This is a genomic window from Pseudomonas sp. EA_15y_Pfl1_P101 (assembly GCF_963970835.1).
Taxonomy (GTDB): Bacteria; Pseudomonadota; Gammaproteobacteria; order Pseudomonadales; family Pseudomonadaceae; genus Aquipseudomonas; species Aquipseudomonas tritici.
Map to the genome: position 1 here is coordinate 352,719 of NZ_CAXAPA010000002.1, position 22,583 is coordinate 375,301.

General features: G+C 61.0%; 24 protein-coding genes and 1 other RNA gene. 14 read left to right on the forward strand and 11 right to left on the reverse strand.

Annotated features, from left to right (window positions below):
* Positions 1-4: 4 nt before the first annotated feature.
* Positions 5-475: an Lrp/AsnC family transcriptional regulator gene (locus AACY36_RS04000; RefSeq protein ID WP_339415188.1), complete on the reverse strand. Its 471-nt coding sequence runs from the start codon at positions 473-475 to the stop codon at positions 5-7.
* A 127-nt stretch (positions 476-602) separates the two neighbouring features.
* On the opposite strand from AACY36_RS04000, the gene AACY36_RS04005 reads away from it, so the two are divergent.
* From AACY36_RS04005 to AACY36_RS04030, 6 genes are all read left to right on the forward strand, one after another.
* Entirely contained in the window at positions 603-941 is a 339-nt protein-coding gene (locus AACY36_RS04005; protein WP_339415187.1) for a hypothetical protein, read from the forward strand.
* Positions 942-1,024: 83 nt separating this feature from the next.
* Complete coding sequence (locus tag AACY36_RS04010) at positions 1,025-2,704, forward strand: GspE/PulE family protein (protein ID WP_339415186.1); 1,680 nt, start codon at positions 1,025-1,027, stop codon at positions 2,702-2,704.
* Positions 2,705-2,781: 77 nt separating this feature from the next.
* On the forward strand, positions 2,782-3,702 hold the full coding sequence (locus AACY36_RS04015; protein WP_339415185.1) for an SPFH domain-containing protein: 921 nt from the start codon (positions 2,782-2,784) through the stop codon (positions 3,700-3,702).
* Positions 3,703-3,712: 10 nt separating this feature from the next.
* The gene (locus tag AACY36_RS04020; RefSeq protein WP_339415184.1) at positions 3,713-4,159 is read left to right on the forward strand and encodes an NfeD family protein; all 447 of its coding nucleotides are present in this window, start codon (positions 3,713-3,715) and stop codon (positions 4,157-4,159) included.
* A 67-nt stretch (positions 4,160-4,226) separates the two neighbouring features.
* Complete coding sequence (locus AACY36_RS04025) at positions 4,227-4,541, forward strand: DUF2388 domain-containing protein (protein WP_339415183.1); 315 nt, start codon at positions 4,227-4,229, stop codon at positions 4,539-4,541.
* Between the two features lie 175 nt (positions 4,542-4,716).
* Positions 4,717-5,859 carry a DegT/DnrJ/EryC1/StrS family aminotransferase gene (locus tag AACY36_RS04030; protein ID WP_339415182.1) on the forward strand — a complete coding sequence of 381 codons (1,143 nt, stop codon included), beginning with the start codon at positions 4,717-4,719 and terminating at the stop codon, positions 5,857-5,859.
* Between the two features lie 82 nt (positions 5,860-5,941).
* Here the strand turns inward: AACY36_RS04030 and gcvH are convergent, their stop codons facing one another.
* From gcvH to AACY36_RS04075, 9 genes are all read right to left on the reverse strand, one after another.
* Positions 5,942-6,325, reverse strand: a complete 384-nt coding sequence (gene gcvH / locus AACY36_RS04035; RefSeq protein WP_339415181.1) for a glycine cleavage system protein GcvH — start codon at positions 6,323-6,325, stop codon at positions 5,942-5,944.
* Positions 6,326-6,378: 53 nt separating this feature from the next.
* Positions 6,379-7,461, reverse strand: coding sequence for a glycine cleavage system aminomethyltransferase GcvT (gene gcvT, locus AACY36_RS04040; RefSeq protein WP_339415180.1), 1,083 nt, complete (start codon positions 7,459-7,461; stop codon positions 6,379-6,381).
* Positions 7,462-7,617: 156 nt separating this feature from the next.
* On the reverse strand, positions 7,618-9,234 hold the full coding sequence (locus AACY36_RS04045) for an ABC transporter permease (protein WP_339415179.1): 1,617 nt from the start codon (positions 9,232-9,234) through the stop codon (positions 7,618-7,620).
* 161 nt (positions 9,235-9,395) lie between these two features.
* Positions 9,396-10,400, reverse strand: coding sequence for an extracellular solute-binding protein (locus AACY36_RS04050; protein WP_339496769.1), 1,005 nt, complete (start codon positions 10,398-10,400; stop codon positions 9,396-9,398).
* A 162-nt stretch (positions 10,401-10,562) separates the two neighbouring features.
* Positions 10,563-11,780 carry a 2-octaprenyl-3-methyl-6-methoxy-1,4-benzoquinol hydroxylase gene (locus tag AACY36_RS04055; RefSeq protein ID WP_339415451.1) on the reverse strand — a complete coding sequence of 406 codons (1,218 nt, stop codon included), beginning with the start codon at positions 11,778-11,780 and terminating at the stop codon, positions 10,563-10,565.
* Positions 11,781-11,789: 9 nt separating this feature from the next.
* Positions 11,790-12,275: a DUF4442 domain-containing protein gene (locus AACY36_RS04060; RefSeq protein ID WP_339415177.1), complete on the reverse strand. Its 486-nt coding sequence runs from the start codon at positions 12,273-12,275 to the stop codon at positions 11,790-11,792.
* A complete protein-coding gene (ubiH, locus tag AACY36_RS04065; RefSeq protein ID WP_339415176.1) occupies positions 12,268-13,455 on the reverse strand; it encodes a 2-octaprenyl-6-methoxyphenyl hydroxylase in 1,188 nt (395 codons plus the stop codon). Before ubiH ends, AACY36_RS04060 begins: the two co-directional genes overlap by 8 nt.
* Positions 13,452-14,774: a Xaa-Pro aminopeptidase gene (gene pepP, locus AACY36_RS04070; protein ID WP_339427624.1), complete on the reverse strand. Its 1,323-nt coding sequence runs from the start codon at positions 14,772-14,774 to the stop codon at positions 13,452-13,454. Before pepP ends, ubiH begins: the two co-directional genes overlap by 4 nt.
* 20 nt (positions 14,775-14,794) lie before the next feature.
* Entirely contained in the window at positions 14,795-15,352 is a 558-nt protein-coding gene (locus AACY36_RS04075) for a YecA/YgfB family protein (protein ID WP_339427623.1), read from the reverse strand.
* Between the two features lie 138 nt (positions 15,353-15,490).
* Between AACY36_RS04075 and AACY36_RS04080 the strand changes: the two genes are divergently transcribed.
* The 4 genes from AACY36_RS04080 (at position 15,491) to AACY36_RS04095 (ending at position 16,909) form a co-directional block, all read left to right on the forward strand.
* Positions 15,491-15,700, forward strand: coding sequence for a TIGR02449 family protein (locus AACY36_RS04080; RefSeq protein WP_339415172.1), 210 nt, complete (start codon positions 15,491-15,493; stop codon positions 15,698-15,700).
* Positions 15,697-16,014, forward strand: a complete 318-nt coding sequence (locus tag AACY36_RS04085; RefSeq protein ID WP_339415171.1) for a cell division protein ZapA — start codon at positions 15,697-15,699, stop codon at positions 16,012-16,014. Before AACY36_RS04080 ends, AACY36_RS04085 begins: the two co-directional genes overlap by 4 nt.
* A gap of 30 nt (positions 16,015-16,044) precedes the next feature.
* A non-coding RNA gene (gene ssrS, locus AACY36_RS04090) (6S RNA) lies at positions 16,045-16,223 on the forward strand.
* 56 nt (positions 16,224-16,279) lie between these two features.
* Positions 16,280-16,909 carry a 5-formyltetrahydrofolate cyclo-ligase gene (locus AACY36_RS04095; RefSeq protein WP_339415170.1) on the forward strand — a complete coding sequence of 210 codons (630 nt, stop codon included), beginning with the start codon at positions 16,280-16,282 and terminating at the stop codon, positions 16,907-16,909.
* Positions 16,910-16,916: 7 nt separating this feature from the next.
* Here the strand turns inward: AACY36_RS04095 and AACY36_RS04100 are convergent, their stop codons facing one another.
* Positions 16,917-17,066: a hypothetical protein gene (locus tag AACY36_RS04100; protein WP_339415169.1), complete on the reverse strand. Its 150-nt coding sequence runs from the start codon at positions 17,064-17,066 to the stop codon at positions 16,917-16,919.
* 195 nt (positions 17,067-17,261) lie between these two features.
* On the opposite strand from AACY36_RS04100, the gene AACY36_RS04105 reads away from it, so the two are divergent.
* The 4 genes from AACY36_RS04105 (at position 17,262) to AACY36_RS04120 (ending at position 22,578) form a co-directional block, all read left to right on the forward strand.
* The gene (locus tag AACY36_RS04105) at positions 17,262-17,711 is read left to right on the forward strand and encodes an EVE domain-containing protein (RefSeq protein ID WP_339415168.1); all 450 of its coding nucleotides are present in this window, start codon (positions 17,262-17,264) and stop codon (positions 17,709-17,711) included.
* A gap of 69 nt (positions 17,712-17,780) precedes the next feature.
* Positions 17,781-18,746: an HlyD family secretion protein gene (locus tag AACY36_RS04110; RefSeq protein WP_339415167.1), complete on the forward strand. Its 966-nt coding sequence runs from the start codon at positions 17,781-17,783 to the stop codon at positions 18,744-18,746.
* Complete coding sequence (gene rbbA / locus AACY36_RS04115) at positions 18,743-21,460, forward strand: ribosome-associated ATPase/putative transporter RbbA (RefSeq protein ID WP_339438909.1); 2,718 nt, start codon at positions 18,743-18,745, stop codon at positions 21,458-21,460. Before AACY36_RS04110 ends, rbbA begins: the two co-directional genes overlap by 4 nt.
* The gene (locus AACY36_RS04120; protein WP_339415165.1) at positions 21,460-22,578 is read left to right on the forward strand and encodes an ABC transporter permease; all 1,119 of its coding nucleotides are present in this window, start codon (positions 21,460-21,462) and stop codon (positions 22,576-22,578) included. Before rbbA ends, AACY36_RS04120 begins: the two co-directional genes overlap by 1 nt.
* Positions 22,579-22,583: the final 5 nt, after the last annotated feature.

The window sequence follows — 22,583 nt, forward strand, 5'->3', positions numbered from 1 at the left end:
AAGGTCAGCGCAATACTGGCAGGCTGGTCGTGGACTTGATCTCGGATAGCGCCACAATCGAATTGACCTCCTGAATCCCCGGCACCATCGACAGCTTCTCGAAGAAAAACCGCTCATACGCTTCAATGTCCGAAGTGACAATTCGCAACAGAAAATCCACCGCCCCCATCAGCACATAACATTCCAGCACTTGCGGAAAGCCGCGAATCGCGTCGGTGAACTCAGTGAAGTTGGAACGGCCGTGGGCGTTGAGTTTGACCTCGGCGAATATCTGCGTGTTGAGACCGATCTTCTTGCGATCGAGCAAGGTGACCTGGCCGCGGATCACCCCCTCTTCCTTGAGCCGCTGGATGCGCCGCCAGCACGGCGACTGGGACAGGCCCACCTGCTCGGCAATTTGCGCACTGGAGAGCGACGCGTCTTCTTGCAGCAGGGCCAGGATACGGCGGTCGTAGGCGTCCAGCTCGCTGTGCATATAAATACCTTCCAAGGTGCTTATCTTGAATTGATTGATTCGATTATTCGCAAAACAGGCTCATCTTAGATAAAAAATCTCCCACGGCGAATGTAAAAATTTCTCCAGTCAAATCTGGAGCTTTCCCATGCACGGCGTCGAAACCACTCACCCTGTCACTCGCGCCGATGCGTGGGCCACCAACAACGCCCATTGCCAGGCGCATTACCAGATCGTCGCCGAGGCGGAGCCGGATGCGCTGTGCCGAGTGCTCAACTATTTCGCGCTGCAGTTTTTGACACCGCGACACGTCACAGTGAACAGGGAGGATGACGTGCTGAACATCGGTATCGTGATGGACGGCCTGAGCTGGCACCGCGCCCAGGTGATCGGTGAAAAGATTCGAAACCTGATCAACGTGTGCGAGTTGGATGTGTGGTCGGCGGACTCTACGGGGCTTCAAACGATGGTGGCGGGCGCTCGGTAAAAAGCTGCAATACACCCTGGGAGGCAAATATTCAGGGGCTGGCTAGCCTGGGATTTACGCCCACTGCCCCCAGGAAAACCTTCATGCTCGTTGACCAACGTTTGGAATTGCATCAACTGTTGCCGGCTTTGGTCGACGGAAAACTGATCACACCCGAGGTTGCGCAACGCTTGTCGGCGCTACCGGCCAGTAACACCCAGCATCCCTTGGAAAGCATCGCAGCCCTTGGCCCCAACCTGGAAACCCTCACCGAATGGCTTGCCCAGCATGCAGGGCAACCTTATTTGCGTATCGACCCGTTGAAGATCGACGTGGGGACGGTCGTGCCGCTGATGTCCCACGCCTTCGCTCAACGCCACGCCATACTGGCGGTGGCGGTGGACGCACAGACCGTCACCGTCGCCAGCGCCCAGCCCCACGTCACCAGTTGGGAAGCTGGGCTCGCCCAGGTGCTCAAGCGCTCGATCAAGCGAGTGGTCGCCAACCCCCAGGACATCGCCCGCTGTATCGGCGAGTTTTACCGGCTGGCGAAGTCCGTCAGCGGCGCCGATCAAAAGGTCGCGGCGCCTGGCCATGTGGACCTGCTCAACCTTGGCGCCAGCGACCAGGAGCCTGATGCCAACGACGCGCATATCGTCAATATCGTCGACTGGCTGCTGCAGTACGCCTTTGCCCAGCGCGCCAGTGATATCCATATTGAACCGTGCCGTGAACAGGGCCGTGTGCGCTTTCGCATCGATGGGCTGCTGCATGACGTCTATCAGTTTCCGCCCCAGGTCACGATGGCCGTGGTCAGCCGCCTGAAGAGCCTGGGCCGCATGAACGTGGCGGAAAAACGCAGGCCACAGGATGGCCGGGTCAAAACCAAAAGCCCGGCGGGGGCGGAAGTCGAGCTGCGTCTTTCCACCCTGCCGACAGCATTTGGCGAGAAACTGGTGATGCGGATTTTCGACCCTCAGGTGCTGCTCAAGGGCTTTGACCAGTTAGGCCTGTCCAGTGAGGACCAACAACGCTGGCTCGCCATGACTGGCCAGGCCAACGGCATCATCCTGGTCACCGGCCCTACGGGTTCGGGCAAGACCAGCACCCTGTACACCACGCTCAGGCAACTGGCGACCCGGGAGGTCAACCTGTGCACCGTGGAAGACCCGATCGAGATGGTCGAACCCGCGTTCAACCAGATGCAGGTGCAACACAACATCGACCTGACCTTTGCCAGCGCCATCCGCGCCCTGCTGCGCCAGGACCCGGACATCATCATGATCGGTGAAATCCGCGACCAGGAAACCGCTGAAATGGCGATCCAGGCCGCGCTGACCGGGCACTTGGTGCTATCCACACTGCATACCAACGATGCACCCAGCGCTATCAGCCGCTTGCAGGAGCTAGGCATTGCTCACTATTTGATCAAGGCCACCTTGCTCGGCGTAATGGCGCAGCGGTTGGTGCGGGTTTTGTGCCCTCACTGCAAACGTGCGCTGGGTGAGGTTCATGAGGCCGTCGGGTGCGTTGAATGCCGAAACAGTGGTTTTCGGGGGCGAGCCGGCGTTTACGAAATCATGGTATTGAACGAAGAACTCAAGGCGCTGATCACGCCCGGCGCCGACGTGCAGGCCCTGCGCCAGGCAGCGGTTGCACAAGGCATGTGCAGCCTGCGCAGCGCGGGTATGCAAAAAATCGAAGCGGGGCTGACCACCATGGCGGAAGTATTGCGGGTGACCCCTGGGGATTCGGTAACAAATCCTTTGTTTGTTACGCGGTGAAACCGTTCTTATCGGTGACAACACCGTTACAATCGGCCGAACGTCGTTTCACTGACACCATCAGATAGGGAATCGCTATGCAGATCGGAACCGTACTGCTTCTTTTTGTGGGCCTGGCCATCGCCATCCTGCTCATGGGCTTCAAGGTCGTACCCCAAGGGTACCAGTGGACGGTCGAGCGTTTTGGCCGCTACACCAACACCCTCAAACCTGGCCTGAACATCATCATCCCGGTCATGGACCGCATTGGTCGCAAGATCAACGTGATGGAAAGCGTGCTGGACATCCCGCCCCAGGAAGTGATCACAGCCGACAACGCCGCCGTGCAGATCGACGCCGTGTGCTTCTTCCAGGTGGTCAACACCGCCCAGGCGGCTTATGAGGTCAATAACCTCGAACACGCCATCCGCAACCTGCTGCAAACCAATATCCGTACTGTGCTCGGCTCCATGGAGCTGGACGCCATGCTCAGCCAGCGTGACGGTATCAACGAAAAACTGTTGCGCACCGTTGATGAAGCTACCGCGCCATGGGGCATCAAGATCACCCGTATCGAGATCAAGGACATCAGCCCACCCGCCGACCTGATGGCAGCAATGTCGGGCCAGATGAAAGCCGAGCGGATCAAGCGTGCGCAGATCCTGGAGGCCGAAGGCCTGCGGGCGTCGGCGATCCTGACAGCCGAAGGCAAGAAGCAGGCACAAATTCTTGAGGCCGAAGGTGGGCGCCAAGCTGCGTTCCTGGAGTCTGAAGCCCGTGAGCGTCAGGCTGAAGCTGAGGCTCGTGCGACTCAAGTCGTTTCCGAGGCGATCGCCACCGGTAACGTTCAAGCCGTCAACTACTTCGTCGCGCAAAAATACATCGACGCCCTGGGCAAGCTGGCGTCGGCCAACAACAGCAAGGTCATCCTGATGCCGCTGGAAGCCAGCCAGGTGATCGGTGCGGTCGGCGGTATCGGCGAGATCGTCAAGGCAACGTTCGACAACAAGAAAGGCTGAGGCCAGCACCATGTGGGATTTCCTGCAGCATTTGTCGTTCTGGGATTGGCTGGCACTGGGGACGGTGCTGTTGATCCTTGAAGTATTTGGCGCCGGTGGGTATCTGTTGTGGATGGGTATCGCAGCGGCTGCCGTGGGCGTGATCAAATTCCTGGTGCCGCCCCTGGGGCTGGAGTGGCAGTTGCTACTGTTTGCCGTGTTGTCGATCCTGACCGCAGTGTATTGGTGGAAGCGTCAGCGCAGCAGCGCCAAGGCGAGTGACCAGCCCGGGCTGAACGAACGTGGCTCGGCGTTTATCGGCCGCACGTTTATCGTGCATCAGGCGATCGTGGACGGCCGGGGCAAAGTGAAGGTCGGCGATGGCGTGTGGATGGTGACCGGCCCGGACAGCCCTATAGGCGCCCAAGTCCGGGTGGTCAGCCAGGAGGGCGTGGTGTTAAAGGTTGAAACTGTTTAGTCAGTGATGGAACTCGGCTGGGCTATCTACAATCATAATTCACAGATACCCACCGGAGTCACCCATCATGCGTCTCAAATATGCTGTCGCAACCCTTGCTGTGCTTTCCCTCCCTGTCGGTTCAGCCATGGCCGACAGTTTCTGGCGCAATATCATCTCGTCGGGCGCCACTACCGGCTCGACGTACCTGACGTTCAAGGACCACAAGCTGGTGGTTGCCGCACAAGACGACGCCGGCAGCTTTGTTGCCAGCGACGGCGGCATCCGTGGCCCATACCTGGAAGCCGCAATGCAGAAAGTCCGCGCCGATAACCCTGGCCTGCAGGCCACGGATATGGAGCTGGCCAACGCCATCCTCGCGAAAAACGCCGTTACCGAGTGATTTCATCGCTCTGAAAAATGCCGCTGCTGAAGCGGCATTTTATTGCCCCCGTTTTAACCCGCAGTATGACAATTCATTCACGGACGACAGGCTATATTCAGTCAGCCCGTGCAACCATGCCGGTACTGATACCTCGCCTACTCATCGCCAATCTGAAACGGATGCCTTCGTCGTCATGAGCCAACAGCCCTTCCTGCCGTTTTCCAAACCAACCATTGACGAAGCCACCATCTCGGCGGTTGGCGATGTATTGCGCTCGGGCTGGATCACCAGCGGGCCGAAAGTGCAGGCATTTGAGGCTCAGTTATCTGAATACTTTGGCGGCCGCCCGGTGCGCACCTTCAACTCGGGCACCTGCACCATGGAGATTGCCTTGCGCATTGCTGGTATCGGGCCGGGCGATGAAGTCATCACCACGCCGATCTCCTGGGTTGCCACGGCCAACGTGATCCTGGAAGTCGGCGCTACGCCAGTGTTTGCCGATATTGACCCGATTACCCGCAATATCGACCTGGCCCAGGTGGAGGCTGCGATTACCCCGCGCACCAAAGCTATCATCCCGGTGTACCTCGCTGGCCTACCCCTGGACATGCCGATGCTGTATGCACTGGCCAACAAGTACAACCTGCGTATCGTCGAGGATGCTGCCCAAGCGCTGGGTTCAAGCTGGGATGGCGAGCGTATCGGCGCCACCGGGGATTTTGTGTCGTTCAGCTTCCAGGCCAACAAGAACATCACCTCTTCCGAAGGCGGCTGCCTTGTGTTGAACAATGCCGAAGAAGCGCGGCTGGCAGAAAAGTACCGCCTGCAAGGCGTTACCCGCACAGGCTTCGACGGCCTGGATGTGGATGTGCTGGGTGGCAAGTTCAACATGACCGACATCGCCGCAGCCATCGGCTTGGGGCAGTTTGCCCATATCGAAAAGATCACCGCTCACCGCCAGAACCTGGCGCGGCACTATTTCAAATGCTTTGGCGATGACTTTGAAGCGCAATACGGCGCGCAACTGCCGCCGGCTGATTTCGAAAACAGCAACTGGCACCTGTTCCAACTGGTGCTGCCGGAGCGTCAGGACGGTCTGCCGGCACGCGCCACATTCATGGAGCAGATGCAGGCCCGCGGCGTCGGCATTGGCTATCACTACCCGCCGATCCATCTGCTAAGCCTTTATCGGGCGCAGGGGTTCAAGGAAGGCATGTTTCCGGTGGCGGAAAAGGTAGGGCGTTTGATCGTGTCATTGCCGATGTTTACGGCGATGACAGAGGCGGATGTGGAGCGGTCGGTGGCAGCCGTGAAGGCCGTCTTGAAAGCGAGCTGAAAAATCTGGCTCACCACAACCAAATGTGGGAGCTGCGGTGCGCAGCTCCCACATTGGTTTGTGCTGTTTCAGCTATTGGCGTTTACTCGCCGATGGCGGCTTTGTAACCGGCCGCATCCAGCAGTTTTTCCAGATCACTCGGGTTGCTTGGCTTGAGCTTGAAGATCCACGCGCCGTACGGGTCGGAGTTCAGCAGTTCAGGGCTACCGCTCAGCTCCTCATTGACTGCAATCACTTCGCCTGCAACCGGGGCGTAGATATCCGAAGCAGCCTTCACCGACTCAACCACCCCCGCCTGGCCTTCGGCTTCAAACGTAGCGCCAACTTCAGCCAGTTCAACAAACACCACATCACCCAACGCTTCCTGGGCATGGTCGGAGATCCCGACGGTCACGGTGCCGTCAGCTTCCAGGCGTGCCCATTCGTGGCTTTCGGCAAAACGCAGGTCGGCAGGGATATCGCTCATAGTCTGTGTCCTCAAGAAGTAATGTCAGCGGCCTTCGGCCTGCCGGGAATAGGTTAGATCAAGGTCTTGCCATGGCGCACGAAGGTCGGTTTGACCACTCGAACCGGGTACCACTTGCCGCGGATTTCCACTTCGGCCCGATCGGCGGTGGCCGTCGGTACACGCGCCAGGGCAATGGATTTGCTCAGCGTAGGAGAGAAACTACCACTGGTGATCTCCCCTTCGCCAATATTGGCGATACGAACCACCTGGTGAGCACGCAGAACCCCGCGTTCCTCCAGTACCAGCCCGACCAGTTTGAACTGCACACCCGCCGCTTTTTCCGCTTCCAGCGCGGTGCGACCAATGAAATTTCGCTCGGCAGGTTCCCAGGCAATACTCCAGGCCATGTTCGATGCCAGGGGCGAAACGTCCTGGTGGATGTCCTGACCATACAGGTTCATGCCAGCCTCCAGGCGAAGGGTATCCCGGGCGCCGAGACCGATGGGTGAAATCCCCGCGCCCACCAGGTCGTTGAAAAAGCCTGGCGCCTGATCAGCAGGCAGGACAATCTCCAGGCCATCTTCGCCGGTGTAGCCCGTGCGCGCGATAAACCAATCGCCATCGGCGTGGCCTTCGAAGGGCTTGAGCTGGTTAATCAGCATGCTGCGAGACTGGGTGACCAGCTCGGCAATCTTCTGCCGTGCATGGGGGCCTTGGATGGCGAGCATGGCCAACTCAGGGCGCTCATGCAGCTGCACCTGGTAATTGCCCAGTTGCGCGTGCATCCACGCCATGTCCTGATCGCGGGTGGCTGCGTTGACCACCAGCCGATAAGCGTCCTCGGTGCGGTAGACAATCATATCGTCCACCACGCCGCCCTTTTCGTTGAGCATGGCGCTGTACAACGCACGGCCGCAGCCATGCAGACGTTCGACATCATTGGCCAGCAAATACTGCAGCCATTCCTTGGCCTGGGGGCCGCTGACATCGATCACGGTCATATGAGATACATCGAACACCCCGCAGTCGCGTCGCACCTGGTGGTGTTCTTCAACTTGCGAGCCGTAGTGCAGAGGCATATCCCAACCGCCAAAATCGACCATTTTCGCGCCGAGGGCGAGATGTAGGTCGTACAGAGGCGTACGCTGTCCCATGGGTTTCTCCTTCCGGGCGTGGCGAAGGTGCGCAGCGTTGCCGTTCGTGCCAAACACCTTGAATTACAAGGCCCGCAGCCACGCCCAGCGACTCGACCCGAAAGACGGGCCGCACCGAATGCCGCGCATTGTAGCTGCAAGCTGTAGGACTGGCACCTAACCGATTTGCCGGGCAGAGCGTCGGATCAGCCCGATTACCGGTAACAGGCCCACCAGCACCAGGGTCAACGCCGGCAAAGAGGCCCGTGCCCACTCGCCTTCGCTGGTCATTTCGAAAATCCGAACCGCCAGGGTGTCCCAGCCGAACGGGCGCATCAGCAAGGTGGCGGGCATTTCCTTGAGCACGTCGACAAACACCAGCAGCGCTGCACTCAAGGTACCCGGCAGCAACAACGGCAGATACACTTTGCAAAACAGTCGCGGGCCACTGACGCCCAGACTGCGTGCTGCTTCCGGCAAGGACGGGCGGATGCGCGCCAGGCTGTTTTCCAGCGGCCCATAGGCCACCGCCAGGAAACGCACCAAGTAAGCCAGCACCAATGCCGACAGGCTGCCCAGCAGCAACGGCTTGCCCGCACCACCGAGCCAACCAGACAGCGGCACCACCAGCTCACGATCCAGATAACTGAACGCCAACATGAGCGATACCGCCAGTACCGAGCCCGGCAAAGCATAGCCAACATTGGCCAGGCTGATGCCGGAGCGGATCGCCCGGGTCGGCGCCAGGCGGTTGGCAAATGCCAGCACCAACGCCACGCTTACGGTGATCAACGCTGCCATGCCGCCCAAGTAGAGCGTGTGGACGATCAGGCCCGAATAGCGCTCATCCAAGTCGAAGCGGCCGCGCTGCCAGAACCAGACGACCAGTTGCAGCATCGGGATGACAAACGCACAGGCGAACACCAGCCCGCACCAGCCACTGGCCGCTGCTGCCTTGAGCCCACGCAAGTGATACAGCGCCTTGCCCCGCGGCCGCTCATTACTCGGCCGGCTGGCACCGCGTGCGCGACGTTCACCGTACAGCACCAACATCACCACCAGCAGCAACAGGCTGGCCAACTGTGCCGCGCTGGAAAGGCTGAAGAAGCCATACCAGGTCTTGTAGATGGCGGTGGTGAATGTATCGAAGTTGAACACCGAGACCGCACCGAAATCCGCAAGCGTCTCCATCAATGCCAACGCCACCCCGGCACCAATCGCCGGCCGCGCCATGGGCAGGGCCACGTGCCAGAACGCTCGCCATGGCGATTGCCCCAGCACCCGCGCCGCTTCCATGAGGCCTTTGCCCTGGGCCAGGAACGCCGTGCGCGCCAGCAAATACACATACGGGTAAAAGACCAGCACCAGCACGATGATCACACCACTGGTCGAGCGCACGCGCGGCAGGCGCAGGCCGCTGCCGAACCATTCGCGCAGCAGGGTTTGCACCGGGCCGGCAAAATCCAGCAGGCCCACAAACACGAAAGCCAGCACGTACGCGGGAATGGCGAAGGGCAACATCAGCGCCCAATCGAGCCAGCGCCGTCCGGGGAATTCGCAGAGGCTGGTCAACCAGGCCAGACTGACGCCCAACAAGGTCACACCGACACCGACGCCCAACACCAGGGTGAGGGTGTTGCCCAGCAGGCGCGGCATCTGGGTTTCCCAGAGGTGGGACCAGATCTGCGCATCGATGCTCTGCCAGGACAGCAACATCACGCTCAGCGGCAGCAGCACCAGGGCAGCGACGGTGAAGACTGGCAGGTACCAACGGCGTTGGGCGGGGTGGGCCAATGAGAAACTCTCAGAATATTAAAGACTTTCAAGGCGCCGCTAACCAATGCGGGAGCGGGCTTGCTCGCGAATGCAGTGTATCAGTCACACATGCATCGACTGACACGACGCTTTCGCGAGCAAGCCCGCTCCCACATTTCGATCTACGGCGTTTTACAAATTTAGTTCCAGCCAGCCCTATCCATCAACCGAATCGCCTCAGCCTGACGCTTGCCCGCCACTTCCACCGGCAAGGTGTCCGCCACGAATTTACCCCAGGATGCCACTTCGGCCGACGGCGCTACCGCCGGGTTCGCCGGGAACTCCTGGTTCACGTCGGCAAAGATCTTCTGCGCCTCAGGCGTGGTCATCCACTCCACCAGCGCCTTGGCGGCTTCCGGGTGCGGCGCGTGCTTGGTCAGGCCAATACCCGACAGGTTCACATGCACGCCACGGTCGCCCTGGTTCGGCCAGAACAGCTTTACCGCAAGGTCCGGCTTCTGCTTGTGCAGGCGGCCGTAGTAGTAGGTGTTGACGATCCCTACGTCGCACTGCCCGGCGTTGATGGCTTCGAGCACCGCGATGTCATCGGAGAATACGTCGGTGGACAGGTTGTTGACCCACCCCTTGACGATTTCTTCGGTCTTGGCCGCGCCATGGGTTTCGATAAGGGTGGCAGTCAGCGACTGGTTGTAGACCTTTTTCGCCGTACGCAGGCACAGACGGCCTTCCCACTGTTTGTCGGCCAGGGCTTCGTAAGTGGTGAGGTCACCCGGTTTTACCCGGTCGGTGGAATAGGCGACAGTCCGCGCGCGCAAGCTCAAGCCAGTCCAGGCGTGGGCCGACGAGCGATACTGCAGCGGAATATTCTTATCGATCACCGTTGAGGTGAACGGTTGCAGGATGCCCATCTGCTCGGCCTGCCAGAGGTTGCCGGCATCCACGGTGAGCAGCAGGTCGGCGGTGGCATTCTCGCCCTCGGCCTTGATGCGCTGCATCAGCGGGGCTTCCTTGTCGGTGATGAACTTCACCTGCACGCCGGTCTTCTGGGTGTAGGCGTCGAACACTAGCTTGATCAGTTCGTCGATGCGCGAGGAGTAGACCACCACTTCGTCGGCGGCCTGCACGGTGGTGCTGCCGATCAGGGTGAGTGCCAGGGCAGTCAGGAGGCGCTTGGGTGCCAGCATGGGGGCGGTCTCTCATTTGCGAAAAGAGGGCAAATGATAAGGACTCACATTTGGTGGTGCTTGCCGCAGGCGTTACCAGATGTTGCATAGCCAACTTTTTGCGGTGGAGCTGATGGCCTCTTCGCGGGCAAGTCCGATCCCACAGGGGACCGGGCTTCGATGTCAGGGTTTTGCCAGGTCAGGAAGATCGCCGGTCAGGCCCAGCGCCTGGCGTACAAACACGGCCTTGGCTTCGGGCATCTGGTCGACCAGCTTCAATCCGGCATTACGCAACCAGCGCAGCGGTAGTTGGTCAGCCTGGAACAGCCGCTCGAAGCCTTCCATCGCCGCCATCAACGCTAGGTTATGCGGCATGCGTCGGCGTTCGTAGCGGCTCAGCACCTTCACATCCGCCAGGCGCTCACCGCGCTCGGTCGCCGACAGCAGCACTTCGGCCAGTGTCGCTGCGTCAAGAAAGCCCAGGTTCACGCCCTGCCCCGCCAATGGATGGATGACGTGGGCCGCGTCGCCGATCAACGCCAACCCTTCGGCCACATAGCGTTTGGCATGACGTTGGCGCAACGGCACACAAACGCGCGGGTCGGCGCTCAGCACCGCACCCAACCGGCCTTCAAAAGCCCGCTCCAGTTCACGGCAGAAGCTTTGATCATCCAGCGCCATCAGGCGTTCAGACTCAGCGGGCGTGGTCGACCAGACAATCGAGCACCAATCCTCCTGCCCATCCCGCACAAGCGGCAGGAACGCCAGCGGGCCGGTATCGGTAAAGCGTTGCCACGCCGTGCGCTGGTGCGGCTCGTTGCTACGCACGCTGGTGACGATGGCGTTATGCAGGTAATCCCATTCACGGGTCGCCGTGCCGGTCAGGCGGCGCACGGCGGAGTTGGCGCCATCGGCGGCAACCACCAACGGCGCACGCAACTTGCGCCCATCGGCCAGGGTCAGCAACCAGTCATCGCCGGAGCGGCGCATCTGCTCCAGACGCGCGTTGGCCAACAGGCCCAGGTCGCAGTCGTGCAGACGGTCGAGCAAGGCATCCTGAACCACGCGGTTCTCGACAATATGCCCCAGCAACTCGGCATGCACGCTGGCCGCCGAGAAGTGGATCTGCCCGGTGCCGCTGCCGTCCCACACCTGCATCTCGCCATAAGGGCTGACACGGCGCGACACGATGCCGTCCCACACCCCCAGGCGCTCGAGGATGCGCTGGCTGGCGGCCGACAAGGCGCTCACGCGGGGTTCGAATGCGGCCTCGCGGTCGAAAGGCTTGACGCTCAGCGGGCTGCCGTCGAGCAGCAGCACCTGCAGGCCACTGCCTTGCAACGCCAGCGCCAGGGCGCTTCCGACCATTCCGGCCCCGACAATCAGCACATCTGCGCGCATGTCCATGCTTTAAGCCTGTCTCGCTGGCGGCTTACGCCGCACGTAAAGGGTTTTGTCGACCCGCGCCACCAGGGTGCCGGAGCCGTCATGTATCTCGACCTTGAGGTGGGGCAAGTACTTCTCGCCACCTTCGGTGTGTCGACGCACCTCAGCGAGCAAGGCGTCGTCGACGCAAAACTCGGCGTACACCGGGCCTTTGCCCGGCGAGATGAAATCGATGCTCGCGGCCTTGTCCCACACTATGTAGTCGCGGCCCAGGTTCTCCATCAGCATCAGCATGTAGAACGGATCCACCATCGAATACAGGCTGCCACCGAATTGCGTGCCGACATAGTTGCGGTTGTACCAGCCCAGGCCCATACGCACTTTGACCTGACGGAAATCGGCGCTCATATACCGGACGCGGACCCCCGCCCCCAAGTAAGGCGGATACAGGGTCATGATCCAACGCAACAACCGCGCCTTGCCCAGGCGCTCGATCAACCACTTACGCATCGGGACGCGTGCCCAGGCCCATGGCCTGACGGGCGAACCAGCGCTTGGCCGGCGGTAACAGGTCAAGGCCCAGCAGGCCCATGTTGCGGCCCAGCGCGACCAGCGGTTGGGCGCTGCCAAACAGGCGCGTGACCTGGTCGGAGAAGCCCACGGTAAGTTTCTGGTCGAGGCGCTGACGCTCGCGATAGCACTGCAAGGTTGCCAGGTCGCCCGGTACTTGCGGGCCGGCCAGCAAGGCCTCAGCCAAGGCATTCGCATCGCGCAGGGACAAGTTGAAGCCCTGCCCGGCAATCGGGTGCAGGCTGTGGGCGGCATTGCCAAGGATTGCCAAGTGCGAACGCACTTGCTCCTCGGCCTCAACCAACGTCAGCGGGTACAGATGACGTGCGCCGACTTGCTTCAGGGTGCCCAGGCGGTAGCCGAACACGTCCTGCAATTCACTCAAGAAGCTACGTTCATCAAGGTTGGCCAGGCGCTGGGCATCCAAACCGATGCGCGTCCACACCAGCGCGCAACGGTTGTCGGGCAGCGGCAGCAAGGCCATGGGGCCTTCATCGGTGAAGCGCTCGAATGCTTCGCCGTTGTGGGCTTCGCTAGGCGTGATGTTGGCGATCAGCGCGCTCTGGTTATACGGGCGGGTTTTAACGCCGATGCCCAGTTGCTCGCGCAAGCCGGAACGGCCGCCGTCGGCCAGCACCGCGAGGTCGCATTCCAGCACGGTTTCATCGTTGAGGGTAAGGCGGTAGCCATCGGACAGCGGCTCCATGCGCGTGACTTCCGCCGGGCAGCGCCAACTGACCACGTCTTTATCCAGGCCCTGCCACAGGCACTGGCCCAGCCAGGCGTTTTCCACCACATAACCAAGGGCGGGCACGCCCTCCTCCATGGCCGACAGACGCGCCGTGGAGAAGCGCCCACGGTCGGACACATGGATCTGCTTGATCGGCTCGGCGCGACGGGAAATGCCCTGCCACAGGCCCAAACGCTGATAGATCTGCCGGGCGCCGAAGGACAGCGCCGAAGAGCGCGCGTCGTAGCTCGGCTGGTAGCTGTCGCCCGGCGCGAACGGTTCGATCAGCACGATCTTCCAGCCGCGCGCCTTGGCCCCCGCCTGCAACGCCAACGCCAGGCTGGCACCGACCAGGCCACCGCCGATGATCGCCAGGTTGACCCGGCTCATCGCGCAGCCGCCATCAGCGCTTCGATATCGGCGACGGTCTTGGGCACGCCGCCGGTCAGGATTTCACAGCCTTGCTTGGTTACCACCACGTCGTCCTCAATGCGTACGCCAATGCCACGCCATTTCTTTGCCACGTTCTGATTGTCCGGTGAGATGTAGATCCCCGGCTCAACGGTCAACGCCATACCGACTTCCAGCACACGCCACTCACCGCCCACTTTGTACTCGCCCACATCATGCACATCCATACCCAGCCAGTGGCCGGCGCGGTGCATGTAGAACGCTTTATAGGCTTCGCTGGCGATCAGCTCGTCGACGTCACCCTGCAACAACCCAAGCTTCACCAGCCCGGCGGTTATGACGTGCACTGTGGCCTCGTGGGCCTGGTTCCAATGCTTGTTGGGGGCGATCTGGGCAAAGGCAGCTTCCTGGGAGGCCAGCACAATTTCGTAGACCGCCTTCTGTTCGGGCGAAAACTTGCCGTTGACCGGCCAGGTACGGGTGATGTCGCTGGCGTAGCAGTCGATCTCGCAACCGGCGTCGATCAGCACCAGGTCGCCGTCCTTGAGCAGCGCGTCATTCTGCTGGTAATGCAGGATGCAGCTGTTGCGGCCAGCGGCGACGATGGAACCATAAGCCGGCATTTTCGCGCCGCCCTTGCGGAATTCGTAGTCCAGCTCGGCTTCCAGGCTGAACTCGTGCAAACCAGCCCTGCTGGCCTGCATCGCCCGCACATGGGCGGCGCAGGAGATGCGTGCGGCCTCGCGCATCACCTTCACTTCTGCCGCCGATTTATACAGACGCATGTCGTGAAGCAGATGATCCAGGGCAACGAATTCGTTCGGTGGCTGGGCGCCGAGGTGCGCTTTAGAGCGGATCACGTTGATCCACTCCATCAGGTGCCGGTCGAATTCGGCGTTGCTGCCCATGGCCGAATACACCCGGTCGCGGCCTTCGATCAGGCCGGGCAGGATGTCGTCGATATCGGTGAAGGGGAAGGCATCGTCGGCGCCAAAGTCGCGAATTGCGCCTTCGGTGCCGGCGCGCAGGCCGTCCCAGAGCTCGCGTTCGGCATTGCGTTCGCGGCAGAACAGCACGTACTCGCCGTGCTGGCGGCCGGGCATCAGCACGATCACCGCTTGCGGCTCGGGGAAACCGCTCAGGTACTGAAAATCGCTGTCCTGGCGGTACACGTGTTCGACATCACGGTTGCGGATCGCCACGGCGGCGGCCGGCAGGATCGCGATGCTGTTGGGTTCCATCTGCGCCATGAGCGCCTTGCGGCGCCGCGTGTATTCCGCTCGGGGGATATGAATCATGGACAGATGGGCTTCCTTTCTTAATGCAGCGACGGCTTGGGTGCAGCGGGCTCAGCAGACTTCTTGGTCTCTGTGAATAGCAGCAGCGGCGCGACGCGCAGGTATTCCATCACCTCCATGTAGTCGCCTTCACCGTCCTCGGATTCTTCCAGGGCGTCTTGCACCTGGGAGATGGCTGCCAGGTCCTGCAACACTTCCTTGGCGTCGGTGCTCAATTCCAGGCCGCCGGCGTTTACGCCAAAGCCGTGGAGGAAACCTTGGCACCATTGGCCCAAGGCTGCAGCGCGTTCGGTGAGCGGCGCGTCGTCAGTCGGCAGCAGCAGGACCACGGTGACGTCATCACCGGTCAGCTCGCCCTTGACCATCTGTTGCAAGCCGATCAGCGCGTTACGCACGTTGTCGGTCGGCTCGGTTTCGAGCAGCTCGGCCACATCGGCCAGCCAGTTATCAGCGTCAAAGCCAACGCCGGTGCAACTACGGCCCAGGAGCACGCCGTGCAGTTCGGCAGGCGAGCAGGGGTGGCCGCTGGCGCTCAGCAGTTTGGAAAAAGCATCGTACGGGGAGTTCTGAATAGGCATGGTGAGCTAGGCGCCAGACGGCGCAATGTCTAGAATGGAGCGTCGTATCCTAGCACCGGCAGGCGTACCAAGACTATCAAGGGCGTCAGATCGTTTATCCTGCAGTTGCCATTCATCAGACAAATCCAGTGGAACCCAATGGAAGACACCGACCTGCAAGCGCTGATGGCCAGACTCGAATTGCTAATTACCCGGGTCGAGCAACTAAAGACTCAAAACGGACTCCTATTAGCTCAGGAAAAGACCTGGCGCGAGGAACGCGCTCACCTCATTGAAAAAAACGAAATCGCCCGGCGTAAGGTCGAATCGATGATTTCGCGCCTGAAGGCCCTGGAGCAAGACTCATGAGTTCAAGCAATAGCGTCACCGTGCAGATCCTCGACAAAGACTATTCGATCATCTGCCCCCAAGAAGAGCGCAGCAACCTGGTGAGCGCCGCCCGCTACCTGGACGGCAAGATGCGTGAAATCCGCAGCAGCGGCAAAGTGATCGGCGCCGACCGCATTGCCGTGATGGCCGCGCTGAATATTACTCACGATTTACTGCATAAGCAGGAACGCCCTGACGTGCAGGCCAGCGGCTCTACCCGTGAGCAGGTGCGTGACCTGCTGGAGCGTGTTGATCTGGCGCTTTCCAGCGACACAGACGCACCCAAGGGCTGATTGCCGCGACTGTTTAAGGTATACTCGCCCCACTCCCTGGCGTGTTTGCCAGTCGGCGATGTCCCTGAGCCGATTCGCACTACCCTGGAAGTTGCACGTTGGGCTGGTGTGCATGTCCGCTAGACGGAAAGCCTTAAAGCCTACTGCATCTTCCACCTTGAACTTTCGGGTTCAAGGGCTAAGTCGACAGCGGCTCTGTCGGGGAGCCTGAATTCCCAAACTCAATGCCAGTCCTCGGACTGGCATTGTTTTATGAGCCGAAACCATGACCGAACCTGCGCCGCTTTCCCGTCCGCACCTTCGACGCATGTTGCGCCAGGCCCGCCGCGCCCTCACGCCAAGCGAGCAGCGCAAGGCCGCCCACGGCCTGTATCGGCAACTGGCACAGCACCCGCTGTTTCGCCGGGCCAAACATATCTCTTTGTATCTACCGACGGACGGTGAAATCGATCCGCGCTTGCTGCTGCGCGCAGCCCAGCGCCGAGGCAAGGCCACGTACCTGCCGGTACTCAGCGCCTGGCCGCGAACCAAGATGGTGTTCCAGCGCGTAAGGCTTGGGGAAAAGCTGATGCCCAATCGGTTTCGCATTCTGGAGCCACGGGTGAATATCAGCCGTCAGCGCAAGGTCTGGGCGCTGGACCTGGTGCTGCTGCCGTTGGTAGGGTTCGATGATGCGGGTGGGCGACTGGGCATGGGCGGCGGGTTTTACGATCGCAGCCTGGCTTATCTGGCGCGCCGCAAGAGCTGGCGCAAGCCGACGTTGCTGGGCCTGGCCCATGAATGTCAGAAGGTCGATCGGTTGGCGCAAGCGAGCTGGGACGTGCCGTTGGCGGGCACCGTAACAGATAAGAATTGGTACATCGCACAGACGCCACTGGAATCAGCGGCGCCTTGAAGAAGTGTTAACGCTTGAACGGTTGCGACTGCTGCTGAGCCAGTTCAACGGGAGCATCGGTGTTGTTCGACCACAAGCTTTGTGCATACCCGGTGGTCACGACGCCCAGACCAAACAAAATCACCAAAATCCATAGTAAATCCGGTTTACGTTGCATCGATTGCCCCCCTGCAGGCACCTCGTACACGATGACAACAACGTTCCAAAGGAGTCCGTTGCAGCTGCGCCAAGCTTTAAAAGCCGGCATTCTGCGGTAACGTGAACCAACACGCAAACCTTGGCGCCAACCGACTGTCGGTTTGTCATCAAATTACCTGACAACTTGCCCACTGTCTTTTTCAGGAGCCCAAAGATGGCCTATTGGTTGATGAAATCCGAGCCCGATGAACTCTCTATCAAAGGCTTGGAAAAGCTCGGTGAAGCGCGCTGGGACGGGGTGCGCAACTACCAGGCGCGCAACTTTTTGCGCGCGATGGCGGTAGGTGACGAGTTTTTCTTTTACCACTCCAGCTGCCCCGAGCCTGGCATTGCCGGCATCGGCAAAATCGTCGAAGCGGCCTATCCGGACCCCACAGCGCTAGAACCAGAAAGCCACTATTTCGACGGCAAGGCCACCCGGGAAAAAAATCCGTGGAGCGCGATCAACGTTGCGCACGTCCGGACCTTTCCCAACGTGCTGGGCCTGGGCTATCTGAAACAACAAGTCGCCCTCGCCGAATTGCCCTTGGTGCAAAAAGGCAGCCGGCTTTCGGTGATGGCCGTCACGCCCGAGCAATGGGCCGCCGTGATCAATTTGCTTTAACTGACCGGCATCAAGGCCCTCTCAGGGCAAACCGGTCACACTGGAACGCTAAAGCCGCTGGAAGCAGCCATGTCGACGAACCACCACACCTCCCGCCTTTTCGCCGTCGCACTCATCGCGCTGCTGCTGGGTGCCGGCGGCTTCGGTTACTGGCGCTCCACCCAGGACCGCCTGCCCGAAGGGCTGGGCATGGGTAACGGCCGCCTGGAATCCACCGAAGTGCAGATCGCCACCAAGATCCCCGGGCGTCTGGCCGACGTGCGGGTGGACGAAGGCGACAAGGTACTCAAGGGCCAACTGCTCGCACGCATGGACACCCGCACCCTCGAAGCCCAACGCGCCCAGGCCGAGGCTGAAGTGCTGCGCGCCAAGGAAAACTTCGCCGCTGCCGAAGCCAATGTGCAACTGCGCCAGAGCGAACAACTGCTGGCAAACCAGGAACTCAGGCGTACCCAACAGCTGTACAAACGCGGCTTCGCCAGTAGCCAGTTGATCGACCAGCAGCAAGCGCGGCAGAACACCGGCAATGCAGCAGTCGTTGCCGCACAAGCCCAAGTCGCCTCGGTGAAAGCCGCCATCGTCGCCGCCCAAGCCCAAGTCGCACAGCTCACCAGCGAAATCGACGACAGCAGCCTGCGCGCACCTATCGACGGGATCATCCAACTGCGCCTGGCAGAACCCGGCGAAGTGCTGGGTGCGGGCGGGCGTGTGTTGCTGCTGATTGATCCCAATGATCAATACATGAATCTCTACCTGCCTGCCTCCGTCGCCGGGCGCCTCACCGTCGGCAGTGACGCACGCATCCTGCTCGATGCCCTGCCCGACCAACCGCTGCCGGCCACGATCAGTTTTGTCGCCGCCAAATCCCAGTTCACACCCAAGGAAGTGGAAACCCGCGACGAACGCCAGAAACTGGTCTTCCGCGTCAAACTGCGCCTGACTCAACCCAGCGCTGTGCCCCAAGCCAAACCGGGCATGCCCGGCGCGGGTTATGTACGCACAGCTGACATCGACTGGCCGGCCAACCTGCAATGACCGCGCTGGCGCTGCAGGCCAGCGGGATCAACCACCGCTACGGAAAGCAGCAGGCACTGGTCGACATCGCCTTCAGCCTGCCGGCCGGTACGCGCTGCGGGTTGATTGGCCCGGACGGCGCGGGCAAGTCAAGCCTGCTGGGCTTGATCGCCGGGGTTAAGAAACTCCAGGAGGGTCAGCTGGAAGTGCTCGGTGGCGCCATCGAAGACCGCCGCCACCGCAACAGCCTGTACCCACGCATCGCGTTTATGCCCCAGGGTTTGGGCGGCAATTTGTATCCCGAATTGTCCATCAGTGAAAACATCCGTTTCTTTGCCACGCTGTTTGGCCTGTCCAGAGCCGACTGCGACCAGCGCATGCACAACCTGCTGCTGGCCACCGACCTTGCGCGCTTCGCCGAGCGTCCGGCCGGCAAGCTGTCTGGCGGCATGAAGCAGAAACTCGGCCTGTGCTGCGCGCTGATCCACGACCCGGACCTGTTGATCCTTGACGAGCCCACTACTGGCGTCGACCCACTGTCACGCCGGCGCTTCTGGGAACTGGTCGAAAGCGTACGCAGCGAGCGCCCACAACTGACGCTGCTGGTAGCCACGGCCTACATGGAAGAAGCCGAGCAGTTCGAACATTGCTTGATGCTTGATCGCGGCAAACTGATCGCGGTCGGCTTGAGCAGTGAACTGGCCGCCGCAACATCCAGCGGCAAATTGGACGAGGCTTTCACCCACTTCCAGGGCGACAGCGCCCACGACAATAAGCCGCTGGTGATTCCGCCGAGGGAAAGCGACAACACCGATATCGCCATCGAAGCCCACGATCTGACACTGCGTTTTGGTGATTTCACGGCGGTGAACACCGTCAGCTTCGCCATCGGCCGAGGCGAAATATTCGGCTTTCTCGGCTCCAACGGCTGCGGCAAGACCACCACCATGAAAGTCCTCACCGGGCTGATGCCCGCCACTGAGGGCAGCGCGACACTGCTGGGCAATCCTGTCAACGCCAAGGACCTGGCCACTCGCAAACGCGTGGGGTTCATGTCACAAAGCTTCTCGCTGTACGGCGAACTCAGCGTGCGCCAGAACCTGATGCTGCATGCGCAATTGTTCGACTTGCCAAAGGCGGACAGTGGCCCGCGTATTGATGAGTTGATCCAGCGCTTCGACCTCGGCGATGTGGCCGAGCAACCATCCGGCGAACTGCCCCTCGGCTTGCGCCAGCGGTTGTCATTGGCCGTGGCCGTGCTGCATCGGCCTGAAGTGCTGATCCTTGATGAGCCCACTTCGGGTGTCGACCCGGCCGCGCGCGACGACTTCTGGCGGTTGCTGATCGAGCTGTCCCGCGAACAAGGCGTGACCATCTTCCTGTCCACCCACTTTATGAACGAAGCCCAGCGTTGCGACCGCATCTCCTTGATGCACGCGGGTAAGGTACTGGCCTGCGATACGCCGGATGCGCTGCAACAACAATTCCACGGCGAGACGCTGGAAGCGGCGTTCGTCACCTGCCTGGAACAAGCCCAAGGCGAGCCGGAACCCACTGCGCCCGCCGCAACCGTCAGCGAAACCAGTGCGCCACCCGTGAGCAAGCGCGGCTTCAGTCTGTCTCGCCTGCTTGCCGTAGCCAGCCGCGAAGGCAAGGAACTGTTGCGCGACAAAGTGCGCATGGCGTTCGCGCTGCTGGGGGCAATGTTCATGATGGTGATCTTCGGCTACGGCATCTCCCTGGATGTGGAAAACCTCGCCTTCGCGGTCTACGACCAGGACCAGACGCCACAAAGCCGCGCCTACCTGGAGGCTTTTCGCAGCTCGCGCTACTTCGCCGAGCAACCGCTGATCAGCGACTCGAATGAATTGCACCGACGCCTGCAACGCTCGGAAATAAAACTGGCGCTGGAGATACCGCCCGGTTTTGGCCGTGATCTCTACGCCGGTCGCCAGCCCACCGTGGCTGCCTGGCTTGATGGCGGCATGCCGTTTCGCGCGGAAACCAGCCGCAACTACGTTGAAGCCGTGCACCAGGAGAACCTCCGGCAACTGGCCGAGCTGAGCAGCCTGCCTCGTAACAACTCAGCCGCCGTCAAGCTGGAAACCCGCTTCCGCTATAACCAGGACGTGGTCAGTGTGAATGCCATCGGCCCCGGGGTGATGGCGCTGATCCTGGCGTTTATCCCGGCGATGCTGACGGCACTCGGCATCGTGCGCGAGAAGGAGCTGGGCTCGATCACCAACTTCTACGCCACGCCGCTGACCCGCCTGGAATTCCTGCTCGGCAAACAGGCGCCCTACCTGGCGGTGAGCCTGGTCAACCTGGCGATATTGGTGGCGATGAACCGCTGGCTGTTCGGCGTGCCGTTCAAAGGCAGCGCCCTCACACTGGCGTTCGGCGGCCTGCTGTATGTGCTGGCCACCACCAGCATGGGCCTGCTGATTTCGGCGTTCACCCGCACGCAGATCGCCGCCATCCTCGGCACCATGATCATCACCAGCCTGCCGACCATCCAGTTCTCCGGGCTGATCGTGCCACGCTCGTCCCTGGAAGGCGCGGCTGCGTTGATGGGCACGCTGTTTCCGGCGGGGCACTTTCTGGATATCGCCGTGGGCACTTTCACCAAGGCCCTGGGCTTGCGCCAGTTGTGGCCGCAGTGCCTGGCACTGTTCGGGTTCTTTATAGGGTTTACCGGGCTGAGCCTGATCATGCTCAAGAAGCAGGAGGCCTGATGCATAAGTTTGCGCACATCCTGCGCCTGGGTATCAAGGAACTGACCAGCCTGCGCCACGACAGCGTGTTGCTGCTGTTCCTGTTCTACGCCTTCACCGTCGCTATCTATATGCCCGCCGCTGGATCGGTGATCGGCGTGCACAACGCCAGCGTGGCGTTTGTCGATGAAGACCACAGTCCGCTTTCGCGTCAGATGGCCGAGGCGCTGCAACCGCCCGAGTTCCAGGCCCCCATGCCATTGCCCTATGACCAACTGGACAAGGTCATGGACAGCGGCGAGTACACCTTCGTGATCAATGTGCCGGCGAATTTCCAGGCCGACCTGTTGGCCGGTCGCCAGCCCGGCGTACAGGTGAACGTCGATGCCACGGCGATGAGCCAGGCATTCATGGGCGCGGGCTATATCGGGCGGATTTTCCAGAGGGAACTGCTCAATTACAGCGGCCAGACCGATGCCGCCCGCCACGCGCCCGCCCTGCTGACCACCCGCGCATTGTTCAATACCAACCTGGAAGGTGGCTGGTTCCTGGCGGTGATCCAGATCGTCAACAACATCACCATCCTCGCGATTATCCTGACCGGTACCGCGCTGCTGCGCGAGCGTGAGCACGGCACCCTCGACCATCTATTGGTGCTGCCGCTGACCGCGCTGGAGATCATGCTGGCAAAAATCTGGAGCAACATGCTGGTGGTGGTGTTGTGCACTTGGCTGTCGCTGGAAGTGGTGGTCAAAGGGCTGCTCGGCGTGCCGCTGGCCGGGTCGCTCGGGCTGTTTCTGTTTGTGACGGCGCTGTACCTGTTTGCCAGTACGGCCCTAGGGATTTTCCTGGCGACGCTTGCGCGTTCGACGCCGCAGTTCGGCTTGCTGGCGATTCCAGTGATTATCCCCATGCTGTTGCTCTCAGGCGGCAGCACGCCGTTGGACAGCATGCCCGAGTGGTTGCAGTGGGTGATGCAAGGGTCGCCGTCGACACATTTTGTGAGTTTGAGTGCGGCGATTCTGTTCCGGGATGCGGGGGTGGGCTTGGTGTGGCCGGACTTGCTGGCGTTGGCCGGGATTGGGTTGGTGTTTTTTGCGGTGGCGCTGGCGCGGTTCAGGAAGAGCCTGGCCTCGTGACGAAG

Excerpts from the sequence above, each read along its gene's own strand:
- AACY36_RS04110 (WP_339415167.1), top strand. The coding sequence starts at position 17,781 with ATGTCGACGAACCACCACACCTCCCGCCTTTTCGCCGTCGCACTCATC.
- AACY36_RS04105 (WP_339415168.1), top strand. The coding sequence starts at position 17,262 with ATGGCCTATTGGTTGATGAAATCCGAGCCCGATGAACTCTCTATCAAA.
- AACY36_RS04005 (WP_339415187.1), top strand. The coding sequence starts at position 603 with ATGCACGGCGTCGAAACCACTCACCCTGTCACTCGCGCCGATGCGTGG.
- AACY36_RS04080 (WP_339415172.1), top strand. The coding sequence starts at position 15,491 with ATGGAAGACACCGACCTGCAAGCGCTGATGGCCAGACTCGAATTGCTA.
- AACY36_RS04020 (WP_339415184.1), top strand. The coding sequence starts at position 3,713 with ATGTGGGATTTCCTGCAGCATTTGTCGTTCTGGGATTGGCTGGCACTG.
- AACY36_RS04025 (WP_339415183.1), top strand. The coding sequence starts at position 4,227 with ATGCGTCTCAAATATGCTGTCGCAACCCTTGCTGTGCTTTCCCTCCCT.
- AACY36_RS04010 (WP_339415186.1), top strand. The coding sequence starts at position 1,025 with ATGCTCGTTGACCAACGTTTGGAATTGCATCAACTGTTGCCGGCTTTG.
- AACY36_RS04000 (WP_339415188.1), bottom strand. The coding sequence starts at position 475 with ATGCACAGCGAGCTGGACGCCTACGACCGCCGTATCCTGGCCCTGCTG.
- rbbA (WP_339438909.1), top strand. The coding sequence starts at position 18,743 with ATGACCGCGCTGGCGCTGCAGGCCAGCGGGATCAACCACCGCTACGGA.
- AACY36_RS04095 (WP_339415170.1), top strand. The coding sequence starts at position 16,280 with ATGACCGAACCTGCGCCGCTTTCCCGTCCGCACCTTCGACGCATGTTG.
- AACY36_RS04085 (WP_339415171.1), top strand. The coding sequence starts at position 15,697 with ATGAGTTCAAGCAATAGCGTCACCGTGCAGATCCTCGACAAAGACTAT.
- AACY36_RS04055 (WP_339415451.1), bottom strand. The coding sequence starts at position 11,780 with ATGCGCGCAGATGTGCTGATTGTCGGGGCCGGAATGGTCGGAAGCGCC.
- AACY36_RS04015 (WP_339415185.1), top strand. The coding sequence starts at position 2,782 with ATGCAGATCGGAACCGTACTGCTTCTTTTTGTGGGCCTGGCCATCGCC.
- AACY36_RS04075 (WP_339427623.1), bottom strand. The coding sequence starts at position 15,352 with ATGCCTATTCAGAACTCCCCGTACGATGCTTTTTCCAAACTGCTGAGC.
- gcvH (WP_339415181.1), bottom strand. The coding sequence starts at position 6,325 with ATGAGCGATATCCCTGCCGACCTGCGTTTTGCCGAAAGCCACGAATGG.
- AACY36_RS04100 (WP_339415169.1), bottom strand. The coding sequence starts at position 17,066 with ATGCAACGTAAACCGGATTTACTATGGATTTTGGTGATTTTGTTTGGT.
- pepP (WP_339427624.1), bottom strand. The coding sequence starts at position 14,774 with ATGATTCATATCCCCCGAGCGGAATACACGCGGCGCCGCAAGGCGCTC.
- gcvT (WP_339415180.1), bottom strand. The coding sequence starts at position 7,461 with ATGGGACAGCGTACGCCTCTGTACGACCTACATCTCGCCCTCGGCGCG.
- AACY36_RS04030 (WP_339415182.1), top strand. The coding sequence starts at position 4,717 with ATGAGCCAACAGCCCTTCCTGCCGTTTTCCAAACCAACCATTGACGAA.
- AACY36_RS04060 (WP_339415177.1), bottom strand. The coding sequence starts at position 12,275 with ATGCGTAAGTGGTTGATCGAGCGCCTGGGCAAGGCGCGGTTGTTGCGT.
- ubiH (WP_339415176.1), bottom strand. The coding sequence starts at position 13,455 with ATGAGCCGGGTCAACCTGGCGATCATCGGCGGTGGCCTGGTCGGTGCC.
- AACY36_RS04050 (WP_339496769.1), bottom strand. The coding sequence starts at position 10,400 with ATGCTGGCACCCAAGCGCCTCCTGACTGCCCTGGCACTCACCCTGATC.
- AACY36_RS04120 (WP_339415165.1), top strand. The coding sequence starts at position 21,460 with ATGCATAAGTTTGCGCACATCCTGCGCCTGGGTATCAAGGAACTGACC.